The following is a 25,091-nucleotide window of genomic DNA, read 5'->3' on the forward strand; positions in this document are numbered from 1 at the left end:
CGCCGGGACCCTGCTCCCGGCCAAGGAAAGAAGCGGCTCTGGAAGGGACCGCGCATCACAAAGGGAGACTAACGCATGAAAATATCCAAGCGCTTCGTCCTGGCCTCGCTTGCCGCCCTGTCCGGCTCCACCGGACTGGCGGGAATGGCAGCCGCCGAGGAGATCAACATCATCTTGTGCGGTGATGTGGTGACCCCGGTCTACACCAAGCTCTTCGAAGAATGGAACGCCGCCAATCCCGAGTACCCCGTCGCGCCAGAACTCGTCGGCTGGGGTCAGTGCCAGGACAAGGTGACTACCCTCGCCGTCGCCGGCACCCCCGTCGACATCGCCTATGTCGGCTCGCGCACCCTCAAGCAATTCGCCCAGAACGACTTGATCGTTCCCGTCCCGATGTCGGACGAGGAGAAGGCCGCCTACTACAATTTCGTGCCCGAGACCGTGACCTTCGAAGGCGCGCAGTGGGGCATCCCGGTGGCGTTCTCCACAAAGGCGTTTTTCTGGAACAAGGATTTGTTCGAACAGGCTGGGCTCGATCCCGAAACTCCGCCCAAGACCTGGGAAGAGCAGCAGGCTTTTGCCAAGCAGATCACCGAGAACACTGACGCCGCGGGCTTTGGCATGATCGCCAAGACCTTTGATGGCACCGTGCACTGGTTCTTGCACTGGATCTACACCAACAACGGGCAGGTCATCGATGCCGATGGAAATATCGTCCTCAACAGCCCGCAGAACCTCGCGGCCCTGACCGCCTTCAAGGACATCGTTCCCTATTCCGAAGAAGGCCCCACGGCCTATGAGCAGAACGAAGTGCGCGCCATCTGGCTCGATGGTGGCCTTGCCATGATGCACTGCTCGGTCAGCTGCGCCAATCGCGGCACGGAAGCCGGCATCAACTGGGGCGTTGCTCCCCTACCGGTTGGTCCTGACGCACAGGGTCCGGGCACGCTGCTGATCACCGACTCGCTGGCCGTGTTCAAGGGCACCGGCCAGGAAGACAAGGTCATCGAATTTGGCAAGTTCCTGACGTCGCCGGCAAATCAGCTGGCTTACGAGCTGTCCGAAGGCGGTCTTACTCCGCTGCGGCCTTCTCCTGAAGTGGACGCCATGATCGCCGAAAAGCCGCACTGGAGGCCCTTCGTTGATGGCATCCAGTTTGGCGGTCCCGAACCGCTCCTCACTGACTATGTCGGCTTCCAGAACGTGATGATCGAGATGGTCCAGTCCGTGGTGACCGGCCAGGCCGAGCCGCAGGCTGCGCTGGAAAACGCCGCCGCCGAAATCGAGCAGTACAAGTAAGAAACTACAGCGATCTCGCCGCCGCCCACGGGCGGCGGTTTTCCCCATCGGAGACAGCAGATCCATGTCGCAGCTCAGCCTCAAAAGCGTTGAAAAGAGCTTCAATGAAGCCCGCGTCATCAAGGGAATCGATCTGAACGTGGCCGATGGCGAGTTCGTGGTGTTTGTGGGGCCTTCGGGCTGCGGCAAGTCCACCCTCTTGCGCATGATCGCGGGGCTCGAGGATGTGAGCGCCGGCGAGATCGTCATCTCGGGCAAGACCGTCAATGAGTTGCCGCCGGTGCAACGCGGCATTGCCATGGTGTTCCAATCCTATGCGCTTTATCCGCATATGACCGTGTTCGAGAACATCGCTTTTCCCCTGCGGGTGGAAAGGCTGCCCCAGGCCGAGGTGGACAAGCGCGTCCATGCCGCGGCCAAGGTGCTGCAGCTGGAGCCGCGCCTGCAGCATCGGCCGGGCCAGCTTTCGGGCGGGCAGCGGCAACGCGTGGCCATCGGGCGGGCGATCGTGCGCCAGCCCAAGATCTTTCTCTTTGACGAGCCGCTATCCAATCTGGATGCGGCGCTGCGCTCGGAGATGCGCATCGAGTTGATGGAGCTCCATAAGCGGCTGGGCTCGACCATGATCTATGTGACCCACGACCAGGTGGAAGCCATGACCATGGCCGACAAGATCGTGGTGCTCGACGCCGGCCAGATCTCGCAGGTCGGCTCCCCGCTCGATCTGTACCACAAGCCCGATAATCTGTTTGTGGCGGGGTTTATCGGCTCGCCCAAGATGAACTTCATCAACGGTACGGTGGCCGCCTTCGATGGCGCGATGGTGAGTTTTGATCTGGGCGTGCTCGGGACTCTGTCCCTGCCCCGTCGGTCGGCGCCCGCTATCGGTGAGCCCGTGACGCTGGGCGTTCGTCCCGAGCATCTCAATCTCGGGCCCGGCGCCTTCACGCTCACCATCATGCCGCGCATTGTCGAGCATCTGGGCATCCACACAGTGATTTATTCCGGGCTGCCGGGCGGCGAGAACTTTATCGGGCTCTTTGAAGGGGATCCCAGGATCACCGAAGGCGCGCCGATCGAGGTTAGCTTCGAGCCCGACCAGGTGCATGTGTTTGATAGCCGGGGGCTCGCCAGCTACTAGGCGGGCGCGCGCTCGGGGAGGGCCGATGCTGGACATTGTCGGGCTACTGCAGAGCGAAAAGACTGGTTTTACCCGCTCGGAGCAGGCCCTTACCGGAATCGTGCTGGCCGATGTGGAGGGCGTGCTCAAGATGAGCATTGTCGATCTTGCCGCCCAGGCCGAAGTGTCCCCGCCCACCGTCACGCGGTTTTGCCGCCGGCTGGGCTGCGACTCCTATGCCGATTTCAAGGTGAGGCTGGCGCAATCCCGCTTTGTGGGCCAGCGCTATATCGCCCCAAGCTCGGGGCCAACGAGCGTGCATGACATCGCCCAGGGAGTGGTGAACGGCATCCAGTCCACGCTTTACGACAGCTTCGAGGCGCTGGATTTCGACGCCATCGAGCGCGCGGCCGAGGCGCTGGCGGCTTCGAGCTTTGTGCTGTGCTTTGGCTCGGGGGGTTCCTCCTCCATGGTCGCGAGCGAAGCGGAGGCCCGTTTGTTTCGTCTGGGGCTCAAAGTGACCTCATCCACCGACCACCAGGTGCAACTGATGCGCGCGGCTTCCGCGCCAGTGGGGAGCGTCGTGCTCGCGTTTTCGCTTTCGGGCAATAACCTGCCGCTGGCGCGGGCGCTGGCGGCGGCGGGGGAATATGGCACGACGCGACTGGTGGTCTCGCGCGCGGGTTCGGCCATGGCTGAGCAGGCCGATGTGCTGGTGCCCGTCTTTTGGCGCGAAAACCAGGACATTGTTCGCCCCACTCCGGGGCGCTACGCCTTTCTGGCCACGCTCGATATCCTCGCCCAGACCGTGGCCGTGCGCCTGGGCTCCCGCGCCATTGGCAGCATGCGCCGCATCAAGCACCAACTGGTCATCAACCGCGACGGTGACGATGCCCAGCCGCTGGGGGACTAGGGCTTTGCGTGTTGCTTTCTTCGGTTGTCCCCGCCGACGCCTTGTTTCCCCGTCCATTTCACTCGTCCAAGGGCGGGTGCTGCCACGCCGTCCCCTTTCCAGCCTGTAAGGTGAATTTTGCCCATGACCATCGCCTTTGTCCTCCGAACCTCCTGGTCCCCTGCCGCTGACGGGGAGCCGCTCGGCTATGGTCTGGAGCTAACCAATACCGGCACCAGCCCGGTTGCCAACTTCCAGCTTGGCTTTTCAGGGCCGGCACGGATCGATCCGACCGCAACGCTGGAAAATGGCGCGCTGCTCAAGCGCCTTTCCAACCACACGCTGATCGGGCCACCCGAGGGGCTGGTGCTGCAGCCTGGCGAAACCTGGGTGGCGACCGCCCGCGGCCTGTCTTATGGCCTGCGGCACTGGAGCGACGGGGCCAATGCGGCCTATGTGGTGCTGGAGGACGGGACGGCGGTGGCGGTAACGACCGCGCCCACCCAGGGCAAGGGGCACAATTCCCCACTCCTGAAAGGCGCAGCCCGGTTTGCGGTGCCGGCCCGATCACCCGCGCGCCATGCGATCATTCCCTGGCCGCGCCGGGTGGCGACCACGGGCAGCCGCATTGCGCCCACCGGTTTTGACCTTAAACCGCAGGGCGAAGCGGCAAACCGCGCGGCGGCGGCCTTTGCCGGGCTAGTGCATGATCTGTTCCCCGTGGAGGCCATTGTGCGCCCGGCGTCCGAAGCGGGCTTGCCGGTAAGGTTGGTGGAGCAGCCGGGTATGGCGGCGGAAGCCTACCGGATCGAATTTGCCGAGGCTGGCGCCATCGTGGCGGCGACCACGCGGCATGGGCTGTTTTATGGGCTTGTGACCTTGGGGCAGATGCTGCGGGGAGCGCGGCTCCATCCAGGCACGTTCAGCTTCCCGACGGGGGGCACCATTACCGACGAGCCCGGATTTGCGTTTCGGGGCAGTCACCTCGATGTCGCGCGCCAGTTCTACACCGGCGCCGAGGTCAGCCAGTTTCTCAAGATCCTGGCCTGGAACAAGATGAACAAGTTCCACTGGCATCTGACCGAGGACGAAGCCTGGCGCATCGAGATCGATGCTTATCCCGCGCTCACCGAGGTTGCGGCCTGGCGTGGCCATGGTCTTGCGGTGCCGCCGCTGTTGGGCTCGGGGCCGCAGCCCACAGGGGGGTATTACTCCAAGCCGGTTATTCGCCAGATCGTGGCCTTGGCCGATAGCTTGGGGATCGCGGTGATCCCCGAAGTGGACATGCCGGGGCACTTCTATGCGGCGCTGCAGGCGCTGCCCGAATTGCGCGATCCCAGTGAGACCGGCCAATACCAAAGCGTTCAAGGCTTCCCCAACAATAGCCTCAACCCAGCCCATGAGCCGGTCTACTGGTTCGTCGAGGCCGTGGTGGATGAAGTGCTGGAGCTGTTTCCGGCCGGCATCTTCCACATCGGCGCCGACGAGGTGCCGCTGGCGGCCTGGTCAGGCTCGCCGCTGGCGCTGGACATGCTGGAGCAGCTCGCAGGGTCCGAGATGCGTCAAAAGCACGAGGCACAGTTCAACCAGCTAGGCAACCATCATGGCGCCGACGAGATCGAAGGCTCCCCCACCGCGATCCTGCAGGCCGAGTTCATCAAGCGCGTCCACGCCTACATCACCAAAAAAGGCGCCCTGACCGGCGGCTGGGAGGAGGCGGCGCATGGCGATGCCGTGACCAAGGAGCATTCCTATGTGATCGGCTGGCGTAATGTGGAGGTCAATGCCGAGTTGGCCGAGCGCGGATTCGACATCGTTGTTTCCCCGGGCCAGCGCTATTATCTCGACATGGCCAATGGCGTCTCCTGGGCCGAGCCGGGTGCCGGCTGGGCGGGATGGTCCGGCCCGCGCGAAACCTATGAGTTCGAGGCACGGGAGGGTTTTTCGCCAGAGGCGCTCAAGCACCTGTTGGGTATCCAGAGCTGCATCTGGTCGGAATCGATGACTGACCGCGCCATCTTTGATCGCCTGGTTTTCCCCCGCCTTTCCGCCGTCGCCGAAGCGGGCTGGACCCTGCCCGAGCATAAGAGCTGGGAGCGCTTCGCCTCCATGGTCGGGCTGATGCCCATCATGTATGGCCACTGGGCCAGCGAGTGACAGCTTAACCGGGTTCACGGCAATAGCCGTGTCATCATCGTTCAAGACACAAGGGGAGCCAAGGCTCCCTTTTCGCTTGGTCACCCAATAGGCGATATGTCTGGGCCCAATGTCTTAGAGGTGAAACACATGGATTTGCTCGCTCTCGCTGACTTCAATCTGGTTGCCCGCCATGGCGGGTTCGGCAAGGCGGCAAGAGAAGCTGGGCGCCCCAAGGCAACATTGTCCCGCCGGGTGAGCGAACTGGAAGCGAGCCTGCAACTGCGCTTGTTTGAGCGGGGCGGGCGCGCCCTGAAGCTCACGCAGGAAGGCCGCGCTTTGTTCGAGCGAACTGGCGTTCTGCTCACTGAACTCGAGGAGGCTGCGGCAGCTATTGCATCCGGTGGCGAGAATCCACGCGGCACGCTCCGGATCAGCGCGCCATTGTTGTTCTCCCAGATGGCGATGGGAAAACTCGCCGCCGAGTTTGCGATGAAATACCCCCAGGTCCGGCTCGAGGTGACGGGTGAGGACCGCAATGTCGACATGGTTGAGGAGGCCTATGATCTGGTGATCCGGGTCAACCCAAAGCCCGATGAAAGTCTGGTCGGACGCGCCTTCCTGCATGATCGGCTCGTTGTGGTTGGGAGCCCCGCCTTGGCGCGTCCGGATAAGGGCGAGCCGGTTCCAGCGGTTGTCCGGGTTTCAAGCGAGCGCGCCGTGACCTGGAGCCTGCGCTCGCCGACCGGACCCAAGAGCATAGCCGTTGATCCAATTCTTAAACTCTCATCGCTGCCCATGATCCGCGATGCTGTCCGTGCAGGGGTTGGCGCCGGGCAACTGCCGATCTCGTTGGTCAGCCATGACCTGGCCGCCGGCCGGCTGGTGCATTGGGGCGACATCGATGCTCCCGACACCACTCTTTGGGCGCTTTATCCGTCTCGGCGCCTGCTAAGTGCGCGGGTATCGGCCTTTCTCGAGCATTTGCGGCTGGCCTTTCCTGAAGGCACGCCGGACGAGTTGGCGGCCTATGTCGCGTGGTGACGAAAGGATGGTTCATCCACGAGGAGGCAGAAACTCACTATGAAAACGGGCGGCATTGGCCATCAGGATTTCGCGGCGCTCCGCCAGGATTTCGGGAGTTGGCGGGGTCGGTGGCGCGGTGCGGCTCGGGAGCACTTCACCGACGAGTTTGAAGAATTCTTCCTGCCCCGCCGGCAGGCAGATGCAGAGGAAGCGGGCCGGAGCGGCCGACGCCACGCGAAAGCCATGCGGCGCATTGGCCGGGATGTTGATGGATTGGCCGGGGCCGACGTGATGGACCTCGTCACGAAAGGCAATTTCCAACTCGCCTTCGAGGATGTGGAAAATCTCCTCGAAATCATGCCGATGGGGCGGTGGACCACCGGCCGGCACCAGCATGTCGATCATTGTATAGCGACCGCCGGTCTGCTCGCCCGAGATCAGGATGGTATAGGTGCCAGTTCCGATGCCCAAATGGGTAAGTCCTGCATCCTCTGGGTGGACGATGGTCGCGGTGCGGCTGGGATCATCGGGTGGAAGCTGGGTGGATTGTTCGCTCATTTGGCTGTTGCTCATGTCGTTTCTCCTAAGAACATGAACAAGATATGCCGTTGCACTGGCGAGCGGCAGATCGCGCATTTGGACGATCAGTCTCGCCCATGGAACACCGGCCTGACATCCTTCCGCTGCCACGCACTGCCTATAACGCCGGTTGACGCTCGATGGCCGGGTTAGAGCAGTTCCAGTTGGTCAAGCAGCGCCAGGCCTAACCCCAGGCTCGCGCCGGTGTTGATCAGCATGGGCGGCAAGGTCAGCCATTCCAGCGTCCATGCTGCGCCCGAGCGTTCATATTCATGCACCATGGCATGCTGCAGCGTACCGGCAAGGCCGGCATTGGCGCGCGCGAGTACAACGAGCACCTCGCCATTCACCGGGCGAGATTTATGCGCCATGGCCAACGAGCTGCCGCCGCCTTGCAGCGCACTGCCGCCACCTCGCTTTTGGGCCAGCAAGGCGACGTCAGCAGCGCGCTGCCAATAATCTTTATGACCGCATGCCGACGGGGAGTTCTTCCAGCTATATTCGCGCAATATCGGGGAAGGCTTCTTTTTAGAGATTGTGCAACGCCAGGCCAGCTATGCCGGCTACGGCGCTCTCAACGCCCCCTTCCGTATCGCCGCGCAGAAGCGAGCGCTGACAATGGTGGCTGGTAATTGAGGAAGGCCGACCTTGGGAGCTGAAGGTACAGAACAACGAAATTGCTGAAGTGCAGGAATCGCCCCTGCATTCGAGAGCCCGCCAACATGGTCGGCGGGTCGATACTCGTGGCGGGCATTACCGCCCCTGAGCGAGGGGCGGTAATAAACATGCGTTGAGAACGTGTCCTTAGGTCGGCTGCACGAGCCCGGCGTCGACGAGCGGCCGGATCGCCTCGATCTCACGGGCAACGGTTTCGCGCATTTCGTCCGGTGTGTTCAGGACAGGCGCCACGCCGAGCGAAACCAGCAGCGCCTGCGATTCCGCCAATTTGCTCCAGGTCTTGAGCGTATCGTTGATCTTGCTGATGATCTCGGCCGGCATGCCCTTGGGGCCAACAATACCAAACCATAGGGTTTGCTGATAACCGTCAAACCCCTGCTCGGCAACGGTTGGCACATCCGGAAGCTCGCCCATGCGCTGGGCCGAGGTGACCGCAAGGGCCTGCAGCTTGCCGGCCTTGATATGCGCAAGGTAGTTGGCCGGGGCGTCGGCGGAAAAATCTATGTGCCCGCCAAGCAGGTCGGCGGCCAGAGGCGGCGAGCCCTTGTAGGGGACGTGGTTGATTTCCACTCCCGCCTGTTGGCCAATGATGGCAGCACAAATGTGACCCTTGGTGCCGGCGCCGGGATTGCCGATATTGACCTGCCCCGGATTGGCTTTGGCATAGGCGATCAACTCCGGCAGCGTCTTGGCTGGGGCGTTCATGCTGGCAGTCAGCAGCGCCGGGCTTTCGGCAAAAACCGTAATGGGCTCAAAATCAGCTTCCGGGTCATAGGCAAGGTTGGTTTGCACCACCTTGTTCGCCGCCAGGGGTGCGCTGCCGCTTACCAGGATAGTGTAACCATCCGGCGCGGACCGCGCGAGCTTGCCACCGGCCAGCGCGCCAGCGGCACCAGCAATATTCTCAAGCACGAATTGCTGGCCGTATTCTTTGGTCAGGATATCGGCAACGAGGCGCGCAAGGATGTCGCTGGTGCCGCCCGGCGGATAAGCTGAAAGAACTGTAACCGGCTTGCTGGGCCAGCTATCTTGCGCGAACGAAATTCCTGTTGAGGCCAATAGTCCTGCGGTACCGCCAAGGACGATAAATTCGCGTCTTTTCATGTTTCCCTCCTGCACGCCCTCTTCGATTGTTTGGGCTTGGCTGGAGCGATACTTAGCGCATAGCTACAGCAGCAGGTATTCAACAAGCCGCCCATTCCACCTCACGAAACAGGTCCCTCGCCTGCCAACCACTGCTCTTCGTTGGCATGAAAGTCCGCGAGTTCCTCCGGTCGGTCATCACCAAGCAGGTCCTGGTTGACCATCACGCCACGGCTGCGCTGGATATAGGTGAGAAACTTGTAGGAGGGCCGCATGGTGTCGAGCAAGGCGCGGTCGATCGGCAGCGGGTCAGACGCGAGCGTGGGCGCCATCACGTCACGCTCGAAAAAGACGTGGAAGCTAGCCAACTTCCAGTCGCCACCCTCGCATATAGCGCGGGAGAAGAACCGGCAGAATACCTGGAAGTCGACGTCCACCCCTTCGAGCTTGGCCCGGTTGAAGATCATGGCCGGGCTTTCGATTGTGGCGCGGTTCCCAATGATCTGAGCAAAAGCGGGAAACACCCAATGCTTGCTGTTGCCGGTGTTGCTCATCCACTTGCGCGTTGCCGCGACATAGGCGTCGCCCCCTCTGCCGTCGTACCAGCTAGTGCGGACATAGGCGTCACGATGAAAGCACGCAGCCATCACATCGAACCGGCGCTGGTCGCGCGCAAAGCGTTCGCGGCGTACCAGGTCGAACAGCACCGCACGGTTGAGATAGTCGCCCTCACCTTGGCCGACGTTAATTTGCATGACTGGTCCTCGTGTTTAGTGAACGGGCGGGTTGAGGTCAGTCTACTTCCTGGAGCCCATCCTGCCGCACCTTTCGGAAGGCAGGCAGGAGGATCGAGACGAGGAGGACCGCTGCGATCAGCAGGGTTGCGACACTGACAGGGCTCGTGACGAAAACCGTCGCGTCTCCGTGCGAGATCAGCAGCGCACGGCGCAGATATTCTTCCGCCATGGGACCCAGGATCAATGCCAGGATCAGAGGGGCTGGCTCGGCGCCAGCCTTCCGGAAGACATATCCCAGCACGCCGAACAGGGCCATGAGGTAGACATCGAACGCGCTGTTGCGGATGCTGTAGACGCCAATGGCGGTGAATACGCAAATCAGCGGGAATAGATATTTATAGGGCACCGAGATCAGCTTGGCCCACATGCCGACAAGCGGCAGGTTGAGGATAAGCAGCAGCAGATTGCCGATCCACATCGACACGACGAGTCCCCAGAAAAGGGCGGGTTGCTCGGTCAGGATATTGGGGCCCGGCTGCACGCCCTGGACCACCAGCGCTCCTATCATCAGAGCCATGGTCGCGGTGCCTGGCAGGCCCAGCGTCAGCATGGGGATAAAGGCGGTTTGGGCGGCAGCATTGTTGGCAGCTTCGGGCGCAGCCACGCCCTCAATGGCACCTTTGCCAAACTCTTGCGGATGCTTGGAGATTTTCTTTTCCAGCGCATAAGCTGAGAATGAAGATAGCAGCAGGCCCGCGCCCGGAAGGACCCCCAGCAGCACGCCGATGCCTGTACCGCGCATGATGGGCATTGTCATGCGCTTCCAGTCGTCCCGGGTGGGAAACAGCGAGCTCACCTTTGCGATGGTTGCAGCCCGCGTATCCTCATTTTCCAGATTAGCCAGGACGTCGCCCAGACCGAAGATGCCAGTGGCGATGATGACGAAGTTCAGCCCGTCCATCAGGTCCGGTGAGCCGAAGGTATAGCGCGCGGCCCCTGAATTAACGTCGGTGCCGATGAGGCCCAGCAGCATGCCCAGCAGCACCATGCCAAACCCTGTGAGCAAAGAGCCGGATGTCAGTACCATCGAGGTAACGAGACCGAGTACGATCAGCGAGAAATATTCGGTCGGACCAAAGCTGAGAGCCATGCCGGCAAGAATTGGTGCGGCGATGACGATGAAAAGAGTGCCGACCGTCCCGGCAAAAAAACTTCCGATGGCGGCTGCGGCGAGCGCCCGACCCGCCTTGCCCTGCTTGGCCATCTCGTGGCCATCAAGCGTGGTCACCACCGAGGAGGCCTCGCCGGGCAGGTTCATCAGGATCGCGGTGGTGGAGCCACCATATTGTGAGCCGTAAAAGATGCCCGCCAGCATGATCAGGGCGGTGTCGACCGGCAGCCCGAAGGTGAAGGGCAGGAGCATGGAAATGGTGGCAATAGGACCGAGGCCCGGCAACACGCCGACGGCGGTGCCCAGCAGCACGCCCGCAAAACAATATGCGAAATTTGTAAACGTGCTGGCAGTTTGTAGGCCGAGCAGCAGCCCGCTGAAGATGTCCATGTCGACCTCTTAGATACTGGGAGCGCCCAGAGCCTGCAGCCAAGTCCCGACCAGCGGGATGGGCAGACCCAACAGCGAAACGAACAGGACGCCGCAGACAACCGAAAAGGCTGCGGCTCCACCAACGGCCTTCCAGTTCAGTTCGAACCGGATGCTGGCCATGCCAGCTCCAAGACACAGCAGGAGAACCGCAAGAGGCAATCCCAACTTGTCGAGCAGGAAGCCGAACACGCAGATCGCACCCGAGACAATGGCGATAGGCAACCAGCGCGTCAGTCCGATTGCCTCGGAGGTACCAAGGCGGGCTCGCGCCAGGATGGCAAATCCGGTTAGAGTCAGCAGAGCTGAGATGACGACCGGGAAAAAACCTGGGCCCATTCGGCCCGGCGTGCCCAGCGGATAACCGAGCGCCATTAGCAGGGCGATGATGCCGATGGCGGTGAAAAGTCCGCCCTGAACAACATCTTGCGTAATCTTCACGTGCATACTCCTGAAGCTGATGCTGGTGTTCAGGCGCTAGCCTGGATAGCCCAGCACAGCCTTGACTTCGAGATACTCACGGAAGCCGTAGACCCCGAACTCGCGGCCGTTTCCGGACTGTTTGTAGCCGCCGAACGGCAGACTGCGATCGAATGGTGCGCCATTAAGATAAACGCGCCCTGCCCTGATGCGCTTGGCCAGTTTGAGCGCGCGCTCAGGGTCGCTGGACTGGATGAAGCCTGCCAGACCAAAGGGCGTGTCGTTGGCGATCTCGATCGCCTCCTCTTCGGTTTCGTAATTGAGGATTGAAAGGACCGGGCCGAAGATCTCTTCGCGGGCTATGGTCATCTGCCTGGTGACATCGCCGAACACCGTCGGGTGAACGTAGTAGCCCCGGTTCATCTCGGCTGGACGGCCAGTCCCGCCGGCGACCAGGGTGGCGCCCTCGTCGATGCCGCCCTGGATAAGCTTTTGCACCTTGTCGAACTGGCTCTGGCTGACCAGCGGTCCCAGAGTGGTCTCCGGCAGGAGCGGGTCGCCGAGGCGGATCGAGGCTACGGCGGTTCTTGCCGCATCGAAGGCGGCGTCGCGCTGCGAGACGTGGACAAGCATGCGGGTTGGCGACTGGCAGTTCTGGCCAGCATTAGTGTAGCAAGCGTGGACGCCCGCGATCACCGAGGCGCGAATATCAGCATCACGCAGGATGATGTTGGCGGACTTGCCACCCAATTCCTGTGCCACCCGCTTGACAGTTGGGGCCGCCAGCATGGCCACGCGAATGCCGGCATTGGTCGAGCCGGTGAAAGAAACGAGGTCGATCTCGGGGTGTGAGGCAAGCGCCTCCCCCACCGTGGGCCCGTCGCCATTGACCAGATTGAACACGCCGGGCGGCAGACCTGAATCATGGATGATCTCGGCAAGGATCATGGCGCTGAGCGGAGCGATTTCGCTCGGCTTCAGCACCACGGTGCAGCCGGTCGCAATGGCCGGCGCAACCTTGGAGGCCACCTGGTTGAGCGGCCAGTTCCATGGCGTTATCAGCCCACACACGCCGATGGGCTCGTGGCGCACGATGCCGGGGCTCATGCGTTCCTCGAAAGCAAAGTCGGCGAGCACACGGGCGGCTTCCTCGAAGTGGAACAGCGCGACGGTGGCCTGGCGTTCGGTGGAAAAGGTGATCGGCGAACCCATTTCCAACGTCATGGTCCGCGCCAGTTCGGGCAGCCGCGCGCGGAAGCCCGAGATAATGCCGCCAAGCCAGATCAAGCGCTGCTCGACGCTGGTCTCAGAGTAGGATGCGAAAGCGCGACGGGCTGCGCTCGCGGCGCGATCCACATCGGCAGACGAGCCCAGGCTGATCCGGCCGATGGTTTCCTCCGTCGCCGGATTGACTACGCCCAAAGTCGTGGCGCCGACGGGCTCGACCCACTGGCCATCGATATAGAAGTTCAGCTTATCCATGCCTGCCACCTAAGCCCGTAAGGCCGATCGCTTTCATCACTAGTGCATCATCCTCTGGTCGCAAGGCACCGGCAGCAGGCGTTCCGCCTGGCGAGGCGAACTGTCTCAGAGGTGCCGGCCCTCATCCACCGGCACGACGATGCCGGTGGAGCTGGTCAAATTGACGATACAGGCCACCACGGCGCGAGCCACATCGTCAGGTGTGGTGACATGGCCAAGCGGCAGCCGTTCGGCGGTCTTCTCCAGTTGCTCGAGCGTGCGTCCCGGCACAAAGCCCGTATCGACGCCAGCGGGCGAGACCGAAAACACCCGGACCTTGGGTGCCAGCACCTTGGCCAAAGCGATGGTGAGCGCATCGACACCCGCCTTGGCCGCTACATAGGCCAGGCTGCTGCCGATTCCCGTTTTTGCGGCAATTGACGAGACATTGACGATCGCTGCGCCGGTGCCGCGCTCCAGCAGGGGGCGAAAGGTTCGCATGACTGCAAATGGCCCCCGCAGATTGATCAGAACCGTTTGATCAAAAATGTCGTCGCTCAGAGCGGCGAGGTCGGCCACTGGCACAGGTGTCGTGGATCCGCCTGAGTTGACCAGCGCGTCGAGGCTGCCGAAGCGTTGCTCGATGGCAGCGGCCGCCTCGGCGATGGTCCCGCCATCCTCCATGGAGATCCGCATGGCAAGGTGGCCGCTGCCCTTTAGACCAGCAACAACTTCATTGGCAGTTTCAGCGTGGCTGTTGTAGCCAACGACAACGGTTGACCCTAAGGCGGCAAGTCGCGCGGCGGTCGCCCGGCCGATGCCACTGCTGCCGCCAGTCACCAAAACGGTGCGTGGGACGGCGAGCGGCGGAACATCAATTAAATCCATGCCAGATCTCCGATTCTTACGCAGAGAAATCCTTGAGCGCCGCCGTGGCGGCGTTGCGGATGAAGCCGTGATCGCTTGAGAGCACGATGGCTGTGGCGCCCAGGGCGGTGACGAACTCCATGTCCGGCTTGGTCGTCGGCAGCATCATGAGGGGGGTATTGGCGTCCTTGGCGGCATCAGCCACACGGCGGACAATGTCCGCGACTTTGAGCGCGGCGTCCGGGTTGTCACGGAACGAGGCCGTCAGATCGCCCCGCCCCACAAAGAGGGCGTCGATGCCCTCAAGTTTAGCGATGTCGCCGGCCTGATCAATGGCGTCCTGATCCTCGATCATGGGGATCACGGCGATCTGACTATCCTGCAATGCCATATGCTGGACTGAACCTACGCTGCCCCAGTTGCTCGCCCGCGACAAGCCGACAAAACCTCGGCCGCCGGGAGTGTAGTGGGCAGCGCGCGCGATTGCCCGAGCTTTTTCAACGGAAGCAACATGGGGGACCATGATGCCCATCGCCCCAGAGTCGAGACAAGACAGAACATTGGCTTCGGTAAATTCAGGAATTCGAACGATCGGCGCGAGGTTTGCGGCGCGGGCAGCGAAAATCATCAGGTCGGTGATCGAGCGATCCAGCGGCGCATGCTCCTGATCGATGATGATGAAGTCGTAGCCAATCTGCCCCAGCATTTCGATGACTTGGGTAGTTGGCAGCTTAACGAAGGTGCCAAAGAGACGCTCGCGCGCCAAAAGGCGGGCACGAAAGGTGGAGAAGTGGGGGCGCTGCTCAGACATGGATCGTTCCCTTTTGCGCACCTTCTATACGTAGACGGCAGCAGCGCGAGACGTTGAACAGGCGCCATTTCCCTGTGCGAAATGGCCTCGACACGGCGTTTCCTTGAGCGAAACGGTGCCGGAATCCGGTTGCTGGTGGCAGACAGCAAGTGGGACTTAGCCCTCACCAAGCCGCCTATGCGGCCGTTCGAAGGACCTGACCGTGGCCGATCCCACCATCCTCACCTGCGCGGTGACGGGCAATATCACGACCTTGGCGCAAACGCCTTATCTGCCCGTAACGCCCGAGCAGATCGCCAATGCTGGGCTTGAGGCTCTCCGAGCAGGCGCTGCAATCATCCATGTGCATGTGCGCCATGACGATGGGCGTCCTAGCATGGAACTCAAACATTACCGCGAAGTGGTCGAGCGCCTTCGTGCGGCCGATGAAGATGTGGTCATCAACCTGACTACCGGGCCGGGGCAGCGGTTCATTCCAAGCGAGGAAAACCCCAGCATTGCCGCACCCGGCACAACGCTGATGCGACCTGAACCGCGCGTGTCGCATGTGGAAGTGCTTCGACCGGAGCTGTGCAGCCTCGATTTCAATACGATGTATTCGGGCACGTCGGTGGTTATCAATACGCCGACAAACCTGTCCATCATGGCTGAGCGCATTCAGGCGGCAGGCGTTCGCCCGGAAGTCGAGGTGTTCGACAGCGGCGACATTCAACTGCTCAACGACATGGTGCGTCAGGGCAAGCTGGAGGCGCCGGTATTCTGTCAGATCGTGCTGGGGGTACGCTACGGCGCCGTCGCCACGCCAGAAACGATGGCTTATCTCAAGAGCCTGCTGCCGGCAGGGTCAAACTGGGGTGGGTGCGGCATCGGCCGCTTTGAATATCCCATGCTGGCCCAAGCCTGGCTGCTGGGCGGCCACATCCGGGTCGGGCTCGAGGACAACATTTTCCTTGAAAAGGGCGTGCTAGCCCAAAGCAACACGCAACTGGTTGAGAAAGCGGTTCGGCTCGTGCGGGAGTTGGGCGGCCAAGTGGCTACGCCTGGCGAGGCGCGGGAAATCCTCGGACTCAAGAAGCAGGCGCCGCTTTCCGAATAGTGCCTGCACAATAATCTTAGGGACAACTGACATGTATAATTCCAGCGATCCGCGATCCACCCTGTCGGGCGATAAGCCGAAGCCCGAAGCGAGCTGGGTGCACAACTCGTTCTTCGGCTCGCAACTCGCGCTGTTCTACGGCACCCCGCCCCAGATCAAGGACGCCAGTGGCGAGACCTGGATCAGCCGGGGGCAGAACTTCGTCGTAGCCTACAGCAAGGCCTTGGAAGGCGGCGCGTTCGAGCGTACCGCGCAGGCCGACGAATACGCTGTTGTCATCCCCGATGCAGAAACGCGGGTCGAGATCACAACCGAAGCTGGCACCGAGCTGGTACCAGGATATTCGGTGGTATTCGTGCCCCCCGGCAAGAGCACTATTCGGATGCTGACGCCGGGTACAATCGTGCGGCTGCTGACGCCGAAATCGGCGGATATGGCCAATGCCGCTTCAAATGCCGACGCCTTCGCTGACCCGCACCCCAATGTGCCGCCGTTCCAGGCTTGGCCCGAGCCTGCTGATGGGCTGAAACTGCGGTGGTACACGCTGGACGTGCCCGAGGATCCGTCGCGCTTTGGCCGTATCTTCCGCTGCACCACCTTCATGGTGAACTTCCTCACCCCCCGCGTTGGTCCGCGGGCGCGCGACAACGTCTCGCCGCACCACCACGAAGATTTCGAGCAGTGCTCGCTGGCGCTCAGTGGCGCCTTTACACACCATCTGCGCTGGCCGTGGACCACGAACATGAATGTATGGCGTGAGGACGAGCACCTTTATTGCGAGTCCCCCTCGATCTGCGTGATCCCGCCGCCTTCGATCCATACCACGACAGCCGAAGGTCCGGAGGTGAACCAACTGGTGGACATTTTCGCGCCGCCGCGGCTGGATTTCTCGCTCAAGCCCGGCTGGGTGCTAAATGCAGACGACTACCCGCTGCCCAACGGATAGCGAGGGCCGAGCCGTAGACACGAAAAAGCCGGGGCATCAGCACCCCGGCTTTTTCTATTAGGTAGTGGCTCCCGCCTCAGGTCGCCAGGCCCACGAGGCGCGCAGGATTGTGGGTGACCATGGTGCGAACATCGGCCTCGCTGTAGCCCAGCGCCAGGCAGAGCTTGATTGCCTGTCGCATGCCTTCGACCGGGGTGGGATTGTCCACCTGGCCAAGGTCAGATCCGATCGACGAATTGGCGACACCCGCCGCATCAATGTGGTCCTTGAGTTCCTGGGGCGAATAAACATTGAAGCGCGAGTCGACATACATGGCGGCGGACTGCTCTACGATCACGCCAAGATTGGCGAAGTCGCGCACGTCTTCAGGGGTGAAGTGCAATCCGTACATCGGGTGGTTGATCAACAGGCGCTTGACGCCACGGCTGCGTGCCTCGTCGAACAGCTTCCAAATTTCCCAAACATGCAGGTGGCCTGACGACAGGATAACGTCGAACTCGGCGATCTGATCAAGGATTTGCTTAACAACGTCGAGGACATTGCCCAACTCATCGACGACCGTCAAAGCCGGCGAATTCATCAGTTGCACATTGGAGACGAGCCGCGACTTGCGGTGCGAACTGCGGATGTGGTTGGCGGACTGCGCTGTGGGCATCCAGATCAGCTTGGCGCCCATCTTGAGTTGGGCGTCGACCACATAGGGGTTCAGACCGCCCGTGGAGTTGTTGAGCACGAGCCCGCTGAACATGGAGAATTCGTCGTTATCGATCAGCCGCTCCATCAGCGGGATGAACGGGGCGGAAGAATAGTGATGATCCTTGAACAGCACGGCGCGCATACCAGCGGCTATGGCCTCTTCGGCGGCCTGCATATGGTCAAGCTGGCGCGGCATGGTCGAAGGGCCGGAATGCACATGCAGGTCCAATGCACCCCGCAGCAGACCCGCCGCGACGTCTTCATCGACGCCGGCCATAAGCTGCCGCACCTGTTCCCGATTTTGTGCACTCGTGCCCATAAAACTCTCCCGCCTGATACCCAGTCGGCATAGAGGTTGACGCCGGCGCGGCTCAACCTATAGTCCCCCCTGTTTCGTGCTGCGGAACAACAATGCGCCATGGAATAAGGGGCAAACGGTGGGCATACGGTCGATCGAACGGTGTCTAAATGTGCTGCTGGAACTCAACCGGCAACCTATAAACACGATCGCGCAATTGCATGCCCGCACAGGACTGCCCAAGCCCACGCTCGTTCGTATCCTCAAGACCCTGGAAGAGGCGGGCTATGTGGAGAACGATACGCGACAAGGCGGCTATCAGGTGAGCGGGCTGGTGACCTCGCTTAGTTCGGGCTACCATAAGAGCCCGCTCGTAGTTGAAGCCGGCCGTGCCTGGGCGCTGGCCATTACCCGCAAGCACAAGTGGCCCATAGCCATCGCCCTGCCAGACTATACCAGCATGGTTGTGCGCTTCAGCACGGTGCCCGACAGCCCGGTGTCGCCATTCCATAGCACGGTCAACCGACGCCTGCAGATGCTGACACGAGGCTTGGGCTTGGCCTATGTCGCGTTTATCGAGAGCGAAGAGTTTGCGCTTATCCTTGACGCGCTGACCAAGTCGGAAGATCCCGAGGATGGCCTCAGCCATCATCCACAGGAGGTCCACCGTTTGCTGGCACAGGTGCGCAAGGCGGGCTACGCGACGCGGGCCTCATTTGTCGAGCCGCGCAATTCGAACACCATTGCCGTGCCGATCATTAGCCTTGAGGGACGCGTGCTGGCGAGCCTGGGGCTGACCTATTTCAAATCCGCCTTCACATCTGAACTGGAGGCCTGCGAGCGCTTTGTTCCAATCCTCCAGTCAGCAGCCGTCGCCATCGCGGATGACCTTGGCCGCCTTTCCAACAAAATGGCGGTGGACGTGTCGGAATTCGGCGCGATCTGAAGGCGCTCGCCAGACCTCGCTTCGAAAGCGGCGCGATAATTTGCGCCATGGCGCGGCCGTACTGGAGCCCGTTGTCGAAACTACCCGGGGGTAAGCACTCTGCGGGGGACAACGTCCACCCGCTCGCTTGGCCCAAGGACGCCAGGCGACCGCCATTCGCCGGCTGCCCGCCTGCAACTAGGATGCGCCTAACCGGTCAAGTCACCGACATGAATGCTGACGTGGTCGAAAATGCTCATTGATCGTTCCGCATCACTTAAGTGGTCGGCAACATGCCGCCATCCAATCGCAGGTTCGACCCAGTGATATAGCCGGCTCTAGGGCTGACCAGGAAGGCGATGGCGTCCGCAATTTCCTCCAATGTTCCAACGCGGCCGAGTGGGACTTGCGCAAACATGGGCAACACGGTCTGTTCAACCTGCTCCCAAGCCGCGCCCGCGGGAATACCGTTGGCAATGCCAACAGTTCGGAAACCGGTCTCGAGGCTGGTGCTGCGAATAGTGCCAGGCGACACGGTGTTCACCGTGACGCCGTCGAGCGCCACCGCCTTTGCCAATGATGCCGTCATCGCGATCATCGCGGCTTTCCCCGCCGAATAGTCCGGCCGCGTCGCGGGCGGCATCATACCAGCCAGGCTCGCGATGTTGATGACCCGCCCCCACTTGGCCGCCCGCATATGCGGCAGCAACAAAGCCGTTACCCTGACCGCGGCCACCACGTTGCGATCAAAAGCGGAAGCCCAGGTGGCCGCCCGCGTATTAGTCCAGTCCTCGGTGCCGCCGGAGCCACCGGCATTATTGACCACGATGTTGATCGGGCCAGCAAGGTCCCGTGCTTCGGTAACGAGGCGCTGCACGTCCCCATCAAGTGTCAGGTCCCCGACCACCGCATGGGCGCGCCCGCCATCGGCCACGATCTCTTTTGCAACCTGCTCGGTTTTGCCACGATCGCGACCATGGACAATGACGGTCGCCTTCTCGCGAGCGAGCCCACGCGCAATCGCCTCGCCGATCCCTTTGCTGCTCCCGGTAACGAGTGCGACTTTGCCGTCCAGTTTCAAATCCATGCCGTAGCGCCTATCGTAAAGTTCGTTTTGCATAGATAGACCCGCCCATGACCCAGACAATTACGCACTTAAAAGTGCCTGCACCCAATCCGGATCGGTCTGTTTGCCTCGGGCCAGAGGGATCGGCGGCCCACGTCACGAGAGTGTTGGCCATGGTCAGCGGTCGCTGGAAACTTCCGGTCCTGTTCCGTCTTTTCGAGCGACCGAGACTGCGAAACTCAGAACTCAGACGGGACATGCCGCAGGTTTCCCAGAAGATGCTGACGCAGCATCTGCGGGAGTTGGAGATTGACGGGTTGGTGATCCGACAAGATTTTGGCGAGCAACCACCGCGGGTCGAGTACAGCCTCAGCGATGCCGGCCGCGGTTTGATCCCGGTGCTGGCAGCCGCAAAGCGGTTCTCGGAAAGCCACCCAGGCGGTTAGGTCCGGAGCCCGAAGCCGACGTGCCAAGACATCAATGGTCCTGTCGTTCAGCCGCTGTCTGTTGGCGCGGTCGGAGCGTCAAGGTCCCGGGGCGATGAGAGTGCGGATCAGCCCGGGCGCAATGGCGTTCACATTGGTGCGCAAGTCGGCGACTTCTAATGCCACGCTGCGGGTGAAGGTGAGCAGGCCCTTTTGCAGCGCCAAAGGATGAAGCCCCGGGGTCCGGATCGCCTCATGCACGCAGGTGATGTTGATGATCTTGCCGGCTCCCTCCGCGTCGCGGCGGCGCCTAGTGAACTCTCGGCTAAAATGGAACGCACCTTTCCAACTGAAGCACTTTGCCGTTGCAGATAGATAGCGAAGTGAATACGTAAGCCGTGTCGGAAAAGGCATGACTTGGTGTGGTTGGCCCAAGTCCTTTCGGAAACGGAAGCTCTGCCCTTGCCTAGCGCATGAGGTCCCACGACGAACATCTGCCGCCGTTACAGGCGCCGACTGTTCGTCCGTGGTTCGCAACCGACGAGCTGCTCCGGTCGAACGACACAGGAGCAATTCATGCACGATCCACAGCCGACTCCTTCGCTGTTTACCCGTTTGACTGGTCGCACCGGCGTTATTGCGATCTCGGTCTTCCTCAACTTTGCCGGTTTTACGCTCATCATCCCGGTGCTGCCGTTCTCAGTCGCGCGCTACGTCTCCGCCGCGGAAGTAGCGTTTTGGGTGTCGCTGATCATAGCCGTCTACGCGCTTTGCTCCTTCGTCGCGGCGCCAGTGCTAGGGGCGATGAGCGACCGCTTCGGCCGACGCCCGATCCTGCTACTATCCCTGTGCGGGTCGGCGCTGAGCTTTGCCGTGTTCGGCATCGGGGGGGCCCTCTGGGTCCTTGTGCTGGGCCGCATCATCGAGGGCCTTACGGCGGGCAGCATTTCGGCAATGTACGCGTATGTCGCCGATACCCATGCTCCCGAAGAGCGCGGACCGGCCTTCGGTTTGCTTGGTGCTGCCGGTGGCTTAGGTTTCATGCTTGGGCCGGTCCTCGGGGGCCTGCTCGGGCAAATATCGCTTTCCGCTCCGCTCTATGGGGCCGCGGGGCTGGCAGTGCTCAATGCAGTTCTGGTCCAGCTTTATATGCCAGAAAGCCATCCTTCCGAGAGTCGCAGCGCGGGCCTTCATTGGGGTCAGTTCAACGTTTTCGCGCAACTGGCGGGAGCACTTCGTAACCGGCGTCTGCGGCTGCTCTTTGGTGTGGTGTTCTGCTTTGCTTTCGGCAGCACGGTGCTCCAGTCGAATCTGGCGGTGCTGCTCAAGGAACTGCTGGCTTTCGGCCCTGCAGCTGTTGGGTTCGTGCTGGCGGGTATTGGTGTGATGGACATCGTCAGCCAAGGGCTTGTCGCACCCCGATTACTGCCACGCTTCGGCGAACGGCGCGTGGCCATCGCTGGGCTTATCATCAACGGGACCGGACTCGTTATGCTGTCACTTCTTGCCATTTTTCCCACGTTGCTGCTGCTGATCTGCGGGATGGCGATGTTCACGTTTGGTGACGGGTTATTTCAGCCATCTGTCAGCGCGCTAATCTCCGACGCTGCCCCAGCCGGACGGCAGGGGGAGGTGCAGGGGGCAAACCAGTCCCAGCAATCAATTGCTCGCATGTTCGGCCCGCTTGCCAGTGCATGGCTCTACGGGCTCTTTGCCGGTGCTCCGTATGCCGCGGCAGCAGCTTTTGTGTTCTTGGCTGCCAGCACACTTTATGCGCGCTCGACTAGTACAGCGCGCAACTCGGCATCCGTTTGCAACGCTTGACCTAATGAAGCCAGCAGCTGTTCCGGCACTATGCGCCGATCGGCGGCAGCTTTCGGGCTACGGCATTTGGTTTGGAAAGACCGAAAGGGGTGGGTTCCGTCCGGACGGTCGTCTGCGGAGGCATTGCCCGCCTGCGTGCCTATGGTGCCTTCATGGCATCGATAAAGGCCCGAAGGGCTGGAGGTTGGTTGAGCCGGCCAGCATAATACAAATGATTGGGCGGCACGTGGTAGTGCCAGTCTTCCAGCACCCGAACCAGCTCTCCCGAGGCTAGATAAGGCGCAACATGTCGCTGCAGCACGATGGTGACGCCCACGCCTTCGCGGGCGCAGGCGAGCAGCAAATCATTGTCGCTCGTCACGAACGTGCCGGGAGCGTCTAATGCCAGCGTCTGGCCATCGCGCTCAAAGGTCCAGCGGTGGATGAAGCGGGCCGAAGGGTAGCGAAAGTTGAGGCAGTTGTGCCCTGTTAGATCCTGAGGGTGCTGCGGCGTTCCGAATTGAGCGATATAGGACGGCGCGGCGACCACATAGAGCGTATCACCTTCATCAAGCCGAATGGACACCATGTCCTTTTCCAGCGAGGGCGCTCGCCTGATGCCGGCATCGAACCCTGCAGCCACGATGTCCACCAAGCCATCATCAATCACCAGCTCTACGACGATTTCGGGGTAATCTGTCGAGAAGCGGCGCAGCTTGGGCAGCACCAGCTCAAACGCTGCTGAGCGATGCGTTGTAACCCTGACCCGCCCGGAGGGGCGGCCGCGATCAGCGTCAAGATCGGCGATGGCCAGATCGATTTCAGCGATGGCGGGCCGCAAGCGGGCGAGAAGACGTTCGCCGGCCTCGGTCGGCGCAACGCTGCGAGTGGTGCGATTGAGCAGGCGCACGCCCAGTCGGCTCTCCAATGCCTTGACCCGGTGGCTCAATGCGGATGCGGAAACACCTAGCACAGGGGCAGCCCGGCTAAAGCCGCCCGCTTCCACTATTGCGGCCAGAACAGCCATGTCGCCCCAGGTGTCACGATCCATTGCTGAGCTCCATTCACAAGCCTTGCAAGTTCTTCCCAGCTAGTCCTCAGGGATCACAGGATACATCTTTGGTCCTGTCAACACGAAAGGACACTTCCATGTTTCTAAAAACCAGCTTTGTCGCCCTTGCCCTATTCGCCGCTTCTCCCGTTGCTATGGCAGCAGAAAGCTTGGTGTCGGATCGCGAGATCAACGGTCATTCGATCAGCGAGATCGAGGCAAATCTTAAAGCCAAAGGCATCGACGTCACGGGCATCGAGAAATGGGGTGACGCATTGCGTGCTCACGCCCAGAGCGCAAGTGGCGCCTTCTACTGGGTATTCGTCGATCAGCATACATTTCGGCCGCTCGAGGCCGCCCATGCGGTAGCCACCAGCCTTGACGTAGGCACGACCTCGGACGCCGTCCGCACCGCGCCTTCCTCATCTCAGGCGCCACTCTCACTGTCTCAGAACAGTGACGAGTAACCGACCTGACTCGAGGCTGTCACCAGCCTCGAGTCCTATTGGCTTGTGCCGGGAAGATCCCGAGCAAAGGGTGTTCCGCTTCCCACCCGATCAAGGTTTCGCAGGCCAGGCCGAAAGCGCCTGCTCGGCCACGGCGTCTAGCATTGCACGGCTAAAGCCAGCTTTGGCCTGCAAGGCCATGCCGTGCAGGACTGCCATCAGGAAAGCCGCAAGGGCCGCGGGCTTGGCGTTCGGGGGCAAGTCACCCTCGGCTACTGCCCGCTCGAAGCGCTCGCGGAACTGGATTTCACCTGCTGCCCGGACATCTATCAGCGCCTGTCGGATCGGCTCGGCATCATCCGATGCAGCCACAGCCCCATTGATGTTCAAACAGCCCGTATGCGCGGGATAGCGGGTGTTCAGGTCGGCTGAGCTGAACAGCATATGGGCAGCGACATCCCGTGCTGTCGGCAGAGCGAGAGCTTCGGGAATGAAGGTCAGGTAGTGCTCGTTGTAGCGCGCCAGGGCCAGGCGAAACAGCGCTTCCTTATTGCCAAAAGCGGAGTAAAGCGCCGGCCTTTCCACGCCAGCGGCCTTGGTGAGGTCGGCATACGAAGCCCCCTCATAGCCCTTGTCCCAAAACACCCCCAGCGCCGCATCAAGTACTTTATCAGGGTCAAACTCGCGATGACGTCCCATCAGCTCAACTCAACACATTCCATAACGGCTATTATTAAACCGCTTGACACGCCACGTCAAGGTTTCGTAATGGTCATTAGTGTAACCGACGTTATGCAATAGATTTCGCCGCATTATACGCCCGGCCGGTAGCTGGTCGTCCATGAAAGACTTCTCATGTCAAATATCTTAACAGGCAAGATTGCCCTGGTGACTGGTGGCTCGCGCGGTTTGGGTGCCGCCACAGCTGAGGCGCTGGCTGACCAAGGCGCAGATGTCGCCATCAGCTATGTTGCCTCCGCCGGGAAAGCCGAAGCACTGGTCGACAAGCTCAAGGCGAAGGGTGTGCGCGCCCTGGCGATCCAAAGTGATCAGGCTGACACCGCCGCGGCAAAACCCTTGATTGAAAAGGTCCTGGCCCATTTTGGCAAGCTCGACATCCTCGTCAACAACGCGGCGATCGTTGCCAAGGGGCAGATGGTCGACGATCTCGCCCTGGATACGGCCGCTCTCGACCGGCAGTGGCAAGTCAACGTCATGGGCGTCGTGGCGACCACGCGGGCGGCAGCGTCGGTGCTCTCCGATGGTGGCCGCATCATCTTCATCGGCTCGCTGAACGGCACCCATGCTCTGGTTTCCGGTGTTGCCGACTATGCGGGAGCCAAAGCCGCCATCAACGGCTACGCCAAGGGTGTCGCCCGGGACCTGGGTGGACGCAGCATCACGGTCAACGTCGTCCAGCCCGGCGCGATGCCCACCGACATGATGGCGAACGTCTTCGGCGGCACTGTTGCTCCCGAGGCTTTCCTGGATCTGCACCCTATCCGCCGGATCGCCACACTCGAGGAAGTGTCAGAGGTGATCTGTTTCCTGGCAGGCCCGCATGCCGGCTACATGACGGGCGGCATTATCGATGTGGCTGGCGGCCTTGGCATCTGAAAAGCTCCTGGCC

Annotated in this window: 26 protein-coding genes and 1 pseudogene; 13 read left to right on the top strand and 14 right to left on the bottom strand. The window is 61.5% G+C overall.

Annotation, left to right across the window (positions count from 1 at the left end):
- The first annotated feature begins 75 nt into the window (after positions 1-75).
- The 5 genes from ELX51_RS14880 (at position 76) to ELX51_RS14900 (ending at position 6,491) form a co-directional block, all read left to right on the top strand.
- On the top strand, positions 76-1,299 hold the full coding sequence (locus ELX51_RS14880; protein WP_127754259.1) for an extracellular solute-binding protein: 1,224 nt from the start codon (positions 76-78) through the stop codon (positions 1,297-1,299).
- Positions 1,300-1,363: 64 nt separating this feature from the next.
- Positions 1,364-2,440, top strand: coding sequence for a sn-glycerol-3-phosphate ABC transporter ATP-binding protein UgpC (gene ugpC, locus ELX51_RS14885; protein ID WP_127754260.1), 1,077 nt, complete (start codon positions 1,364-1,366; stop codon positions 2,438-2,440).
- A 25-nt stretch (positions 2,441-2,465) separates the two neighbouring features.
- Positions 2,466-3,332, top strand: coding sequence for a MurR/RpiR family transcriptional regulator (locus ELX51_RS14890; protein WP_164854882.1), 867 nt, complete (start codon positions 2,466-2,468; stop codon positions 3,330-3,332).
- Between the two features lie 123 nt (positions 3,333-3,455).
- Positions 3,456-5,468 carry a beta-N-acetylhexosaminidase gene (locus ELX51_RS14895; RefSeq protein WP_127754262.1) on the top strand — a complete coding sequence of 671 codons (2,013 nt, stop codon included), beginning with the start codon at positions 3,456-3,458 and terminating at the stop codon, positions 5,466-5,468.
- A gap of 129 nt (positions 5,469-5,597) precedes the next feature.
- Complete coding sequence (locus ELX51_RS14900) at positions 5,598-6,491, top strand: LysR family transcriptional regulator (protein ID WP_127754263.1); 894 nt, start codon at positions 5,598-5,600, stop codon at positions 6,489-6,491.
- Positions 6,492-6,503: 12 nt separating this feature from the next.
- Here ELX51_RS14900 and ELX51_RS14905 read toward each other — a convergent pair whose 3' ends face one another.
- Complete coding sequence (locus tag ELX51_RS14905; RefSeq protein WP_206524637.1) at positions 6,504-7,046, bottom strand: cupin domain-containing protein; 543 nt, start codon at positions 7,044-7,046, stop codon at positions 6,504-6,506.
- Positions 7,047-7,201: 155 nt separating this feature from the next.
- The gene (locus ELX51_RS14910) at positions 7,202-7,423 is read right to left on the bottom strand and encodes a hypothetical protein (RefSeq protein WP_127754264.1); all 222 of its coding nucleotides are present in this window, start codon (positions 7,421-7,423) and stop codon (positions 7,202-7,204) included.
- Positions 7,424-7,506: 83 nt separating this feature from the next.
- On the opposite strand from ELX51_RS14910, the pseudogene ELX51_RS20350 reads away from it, so the two are divergent.
- A pseudogene (locus ELX51_RS20350) lies at positions 7,507-7,688 on the top strand (hypothetical protein); the annotation flags it as partial.
- 168 nt (positions 7,689-7,856) lie between these two features.
- Here ELX51_RS20350 and ELX51_RS14915 read toward each other — a convergent pair.
- The 7 genes from ELX51_RS14915 to ELX51_RS14945 all read right to left on the bottom strand — a co-directional run bounded on the left by ELX51_RS14915 (position 7,857) and on the right by ELX51_RS14945 (position 14,709).
- Positions 7,857-8,834 (bottom strand): tripartite tricarboxylate transporter substrate binding protein, encoded by a 978-nt coding sequence (locus ELX51_RS14915; RefSeq protein ID WP_127754265.1) that lies wholly within the window; start codon positions 8,832-8,834, stop codon positions 7,857-7,859.
- Between the two features lie 101 nt (positions 8,835-8,935).
- Positions 8,936-9,568, bottom strand: coding sequence for a nuclear transport factor 2 family protein (locus ELX51_RS14920; RefSeq protein ID WP_127754266.1), 633 nt, complete (start codon positions 9,566-9,568; stop codon positions 8,936-8,938).
- Between the two features lie 37 nt (positions 9,569-9,605).
- Complete coding sequence (locus ELX51_RS14925) at positions 9,606-11,111, bottom strand: tripartite tricarboxylate transporter permease (protein WP_127754267.1); 1,506 nt, start codon at positions 11,109-11,111, stop codon at positions 9,606-9,608.
- Between the two features lie 9 nt (positions 11,112-11,120).
- Positions 11,121-11,591 (bottom strand): tripartite tricarboxylate transporter TctB family protein, encoded by a 471-nt coding sequence (locus tag ELX51_RS14930; protein ID WP_164854883.1) that lies wholly within the window; start codon positions 11,589-11,591, stop codon positions 11,121-11,123.
- 36 nt (positions 11,592-11,627) lie between these two features.
- On the bottom strand, positions 11,628-13,052 hold the full coding sequence (locus ELX51_RS14935; protein ID WP_206524638.1) for an aldehyde dehydrogenase family protein: 1,425 nt from the start codon (positions 13,050-13,052) through the stop codon (positions 11,628-11,630).
- 105 nt (positions 13,053-13,157) lie between these two features.
- Entirely contained in the window at positions 13,158-13,919 is a 762-nt protein-coding gene (locus tag ELX51_RS14940) for an SDR family oxidoreductase (protein ID WP_127754270.1), read from the bottom strand.
- A 16-nt stretch (positions 13,920-13,935) separates the two neighbouring features.
- The gene (locus tag ELX51_RS14945; RefSeq protein ID WP_127754271.1) at positions 13,936-14,709 is read right to left on the bottom strand and encodes an aldolase/citrate lyase family protein; all 774 of its coding nucleotides are present in this window, start codon (positions 14,707-14,709) and stop codon (positions 13,936-13,938) included.
- Positions 14,710-14,911: 202 nt separating this feature from the next.
- Between ELX51_RS14945 and ELX51_RS14950 the strand changes: the two genes are divergently transcribed.
- Both ELX51_RS14950 and ELX51_RS14955 read left to right on the top strand, forming a co-directional pair.
- Entirely contained in the window at positions 14,912-15,805 is an 894-nt protein-coding gene (locus ELX51_RS14950; protein WP_127754272.1) for a 3-keto-5-aminohexanoate cleavage protein, read from the top strand.
- Between the two features lie 31 nt (positions 15,806-15,836).
- The gene (locus tag ELX51_RS14955) at positions 15,837-16,751 is read left to right on the top strand and encodes a hypothetical protein (protein ID WP_127754273.1); all 915 of its coding nucleotides are present in this window, start codon (positions 15,837-15,839) and stop codon (positions 16,749-16,751) included.
- A 76-nt stretch (positions 16,752-16,827) separates the two neighbouring features.
- Here ELX51_RS14955 and ELX51_RS14960 read toward each other — a convergent pair whose 3' ends face one another.
- On the bottom strand, positions 16,828-17,766 hold the full coding sequence (locus ELX51_RS14960) for a DUF6282 family protein (protein WP_127754274.1): 939 nt from the start codon (positions 17,764-17,766) through the stop codon (positions 16,828-16,830).
- 118 nt (positions 17,767-17,884) lie between these two features.
- Here ELX51_RS14960 and ELX51_RS14965 point away from each other — a divergent pair, with 118 nt between their 5' ends.
- Positions 17,885-18,691, top strand: a complete 807-nt coding sequence (locus ELX51_RS14965; RefSeq protein WP_127754275.1) for a helix-turn-helix domain-containing protein — start codon at positions 17,885-17,887, stop codon at positions 18,689-18,691.
- Positions 18,692-18,947: 256 nt separating this feature from the next.
- Here ELX51_RS14965 and ELX51_RS14970 read toward each other — a convergent pair whose 3' ends face one another.
- A complete protein-coding gene (locus ELX51_RS14970) occupies positions 18,948-19,757 on the bottom strand; it encodes an SDR family NAD(P)-dependent oxidoreductase (protein ID WP_127754276.1) in 810 nt (269 codons plus the stop codon).
- A gap of 47 nt (positions 19,758-19,804) precedes the next feature.
- On the opposite strand from ELX51_RS14970, the gene ELX51_RS14975 reads away from it, so the two are divergent.
- Complete coding sequence (locus ELX51_RS14975; protein ID WP_127754277.1) at positions 19,805-20,182, top strand: helix-turn-helix domain-containing protein; 378 nt, start codon at positions 19,805-19,807, stop codon at positions 20,180-20,182.
- Between the two features lie 78 nt (positions 20,183-20,260).
- On the opposite strand, the gene ELX51_RS14980 is transcribed toward ELX51_RS14975, so the two are convergent.
- Positions 20,261-20,575: an SDR family oxidoreductase gene (locus tag ELX51_RS14980; RefSeq protein WP_127754278.1), complete on the bottom strand. Its 315-nt coding sequence runs from the start codon at positions 20,573-20,575 to the stop codon at positions 20,261-20,263.
- Positions 20,576-20,737: 162 nt separating this feature from the next.
- Here ELX51_RS14980 and ELX51_RS14985 point away from each other — a divergent pair, with 162 nt between their 5' ends.
- Entirely contained in the window at positions 20,738-21,985 is a 1,248-nt protein-coding gene (locus tag ELX51_RS14985; protein ID WP_248305138.1) for an MFS transporter, read from the top strand.
- A gap of 139 nt (positions 21,986-22,124) precedes the next feature.
- Here ELX51_RS14985 and ELX51_RS14990 read toward each other — a convergent pair whose 3' ends face one another.
- Positions 22,125-23,015, bottom strand: coding sequence for a LysR family transcriptional regulator (locus ELX51_RS14990; RefSeq protein WP_127754279.1), 891 nt, complete (start codon positions 23,013-23,015; stop codon positions 22,125-22,127).
- A 98-nt stretch (positions 23,016-23,113) separates the two neighbouring features.
- Here ELX51_RS14990 and ELX51_RS14995 point away from each other — a divergent pair, with 98 nt between their 5' ends.
- On the top strand, positions 23,114-23,482 hold the full coding sequence (locus ELX51_RS14995) for a hypothetical protein (RefSeq protein ID WP_127754280.1): 369 nt from the start codon (positions 23,114-23,116) through the stop codon (positions 23,480-23,482).
- 90 nt (positions 23,483-23,572) lie between these two features.
- Here the strand turns inward: ELX51_RS14995 and ELX51_RS15000 are convergent, their stop codons facing one another.
- Positions 23,573-24,160, bottom strand: a complete 588-nt coding sequence (locus ELX51_RS15000; RefSeq protein ID WP_127754281.1) for a TetR/AcrR family transcriptional regulator — start codon at positions 24,158-24,160, stop codon at positions 23,573-23,575.
- 156 nt (positions 24,161-24,316) lie between these two features.
- Here ELX51_RS15000 and ELX51_RS15005 point away from each other — a divergent pair, with 156 nt between their 5' ends.
- Positions 24,317-25,078: an SDR family oxidoreductase gene (locus ELX51_RS15005; RefSeq protein ID WP_127754282.1), complete on the top strand. Its 762-nt coding sequence runs from the start codon at positions 24,317-24,319 to the stop codon at positions 25,076-25,078.
- Positions 25,079-25,091 lie beyond the last annotated feature (13 nt).

This window comes from Devosia sp. 1566 (assembly GCF_004005995.1).
Classification (GTDB): domain Bacteria; phylum Pseudomonadota; class Alphaproteobacteria; order Rhizobiales; family Devosiaceae; genus Devosia.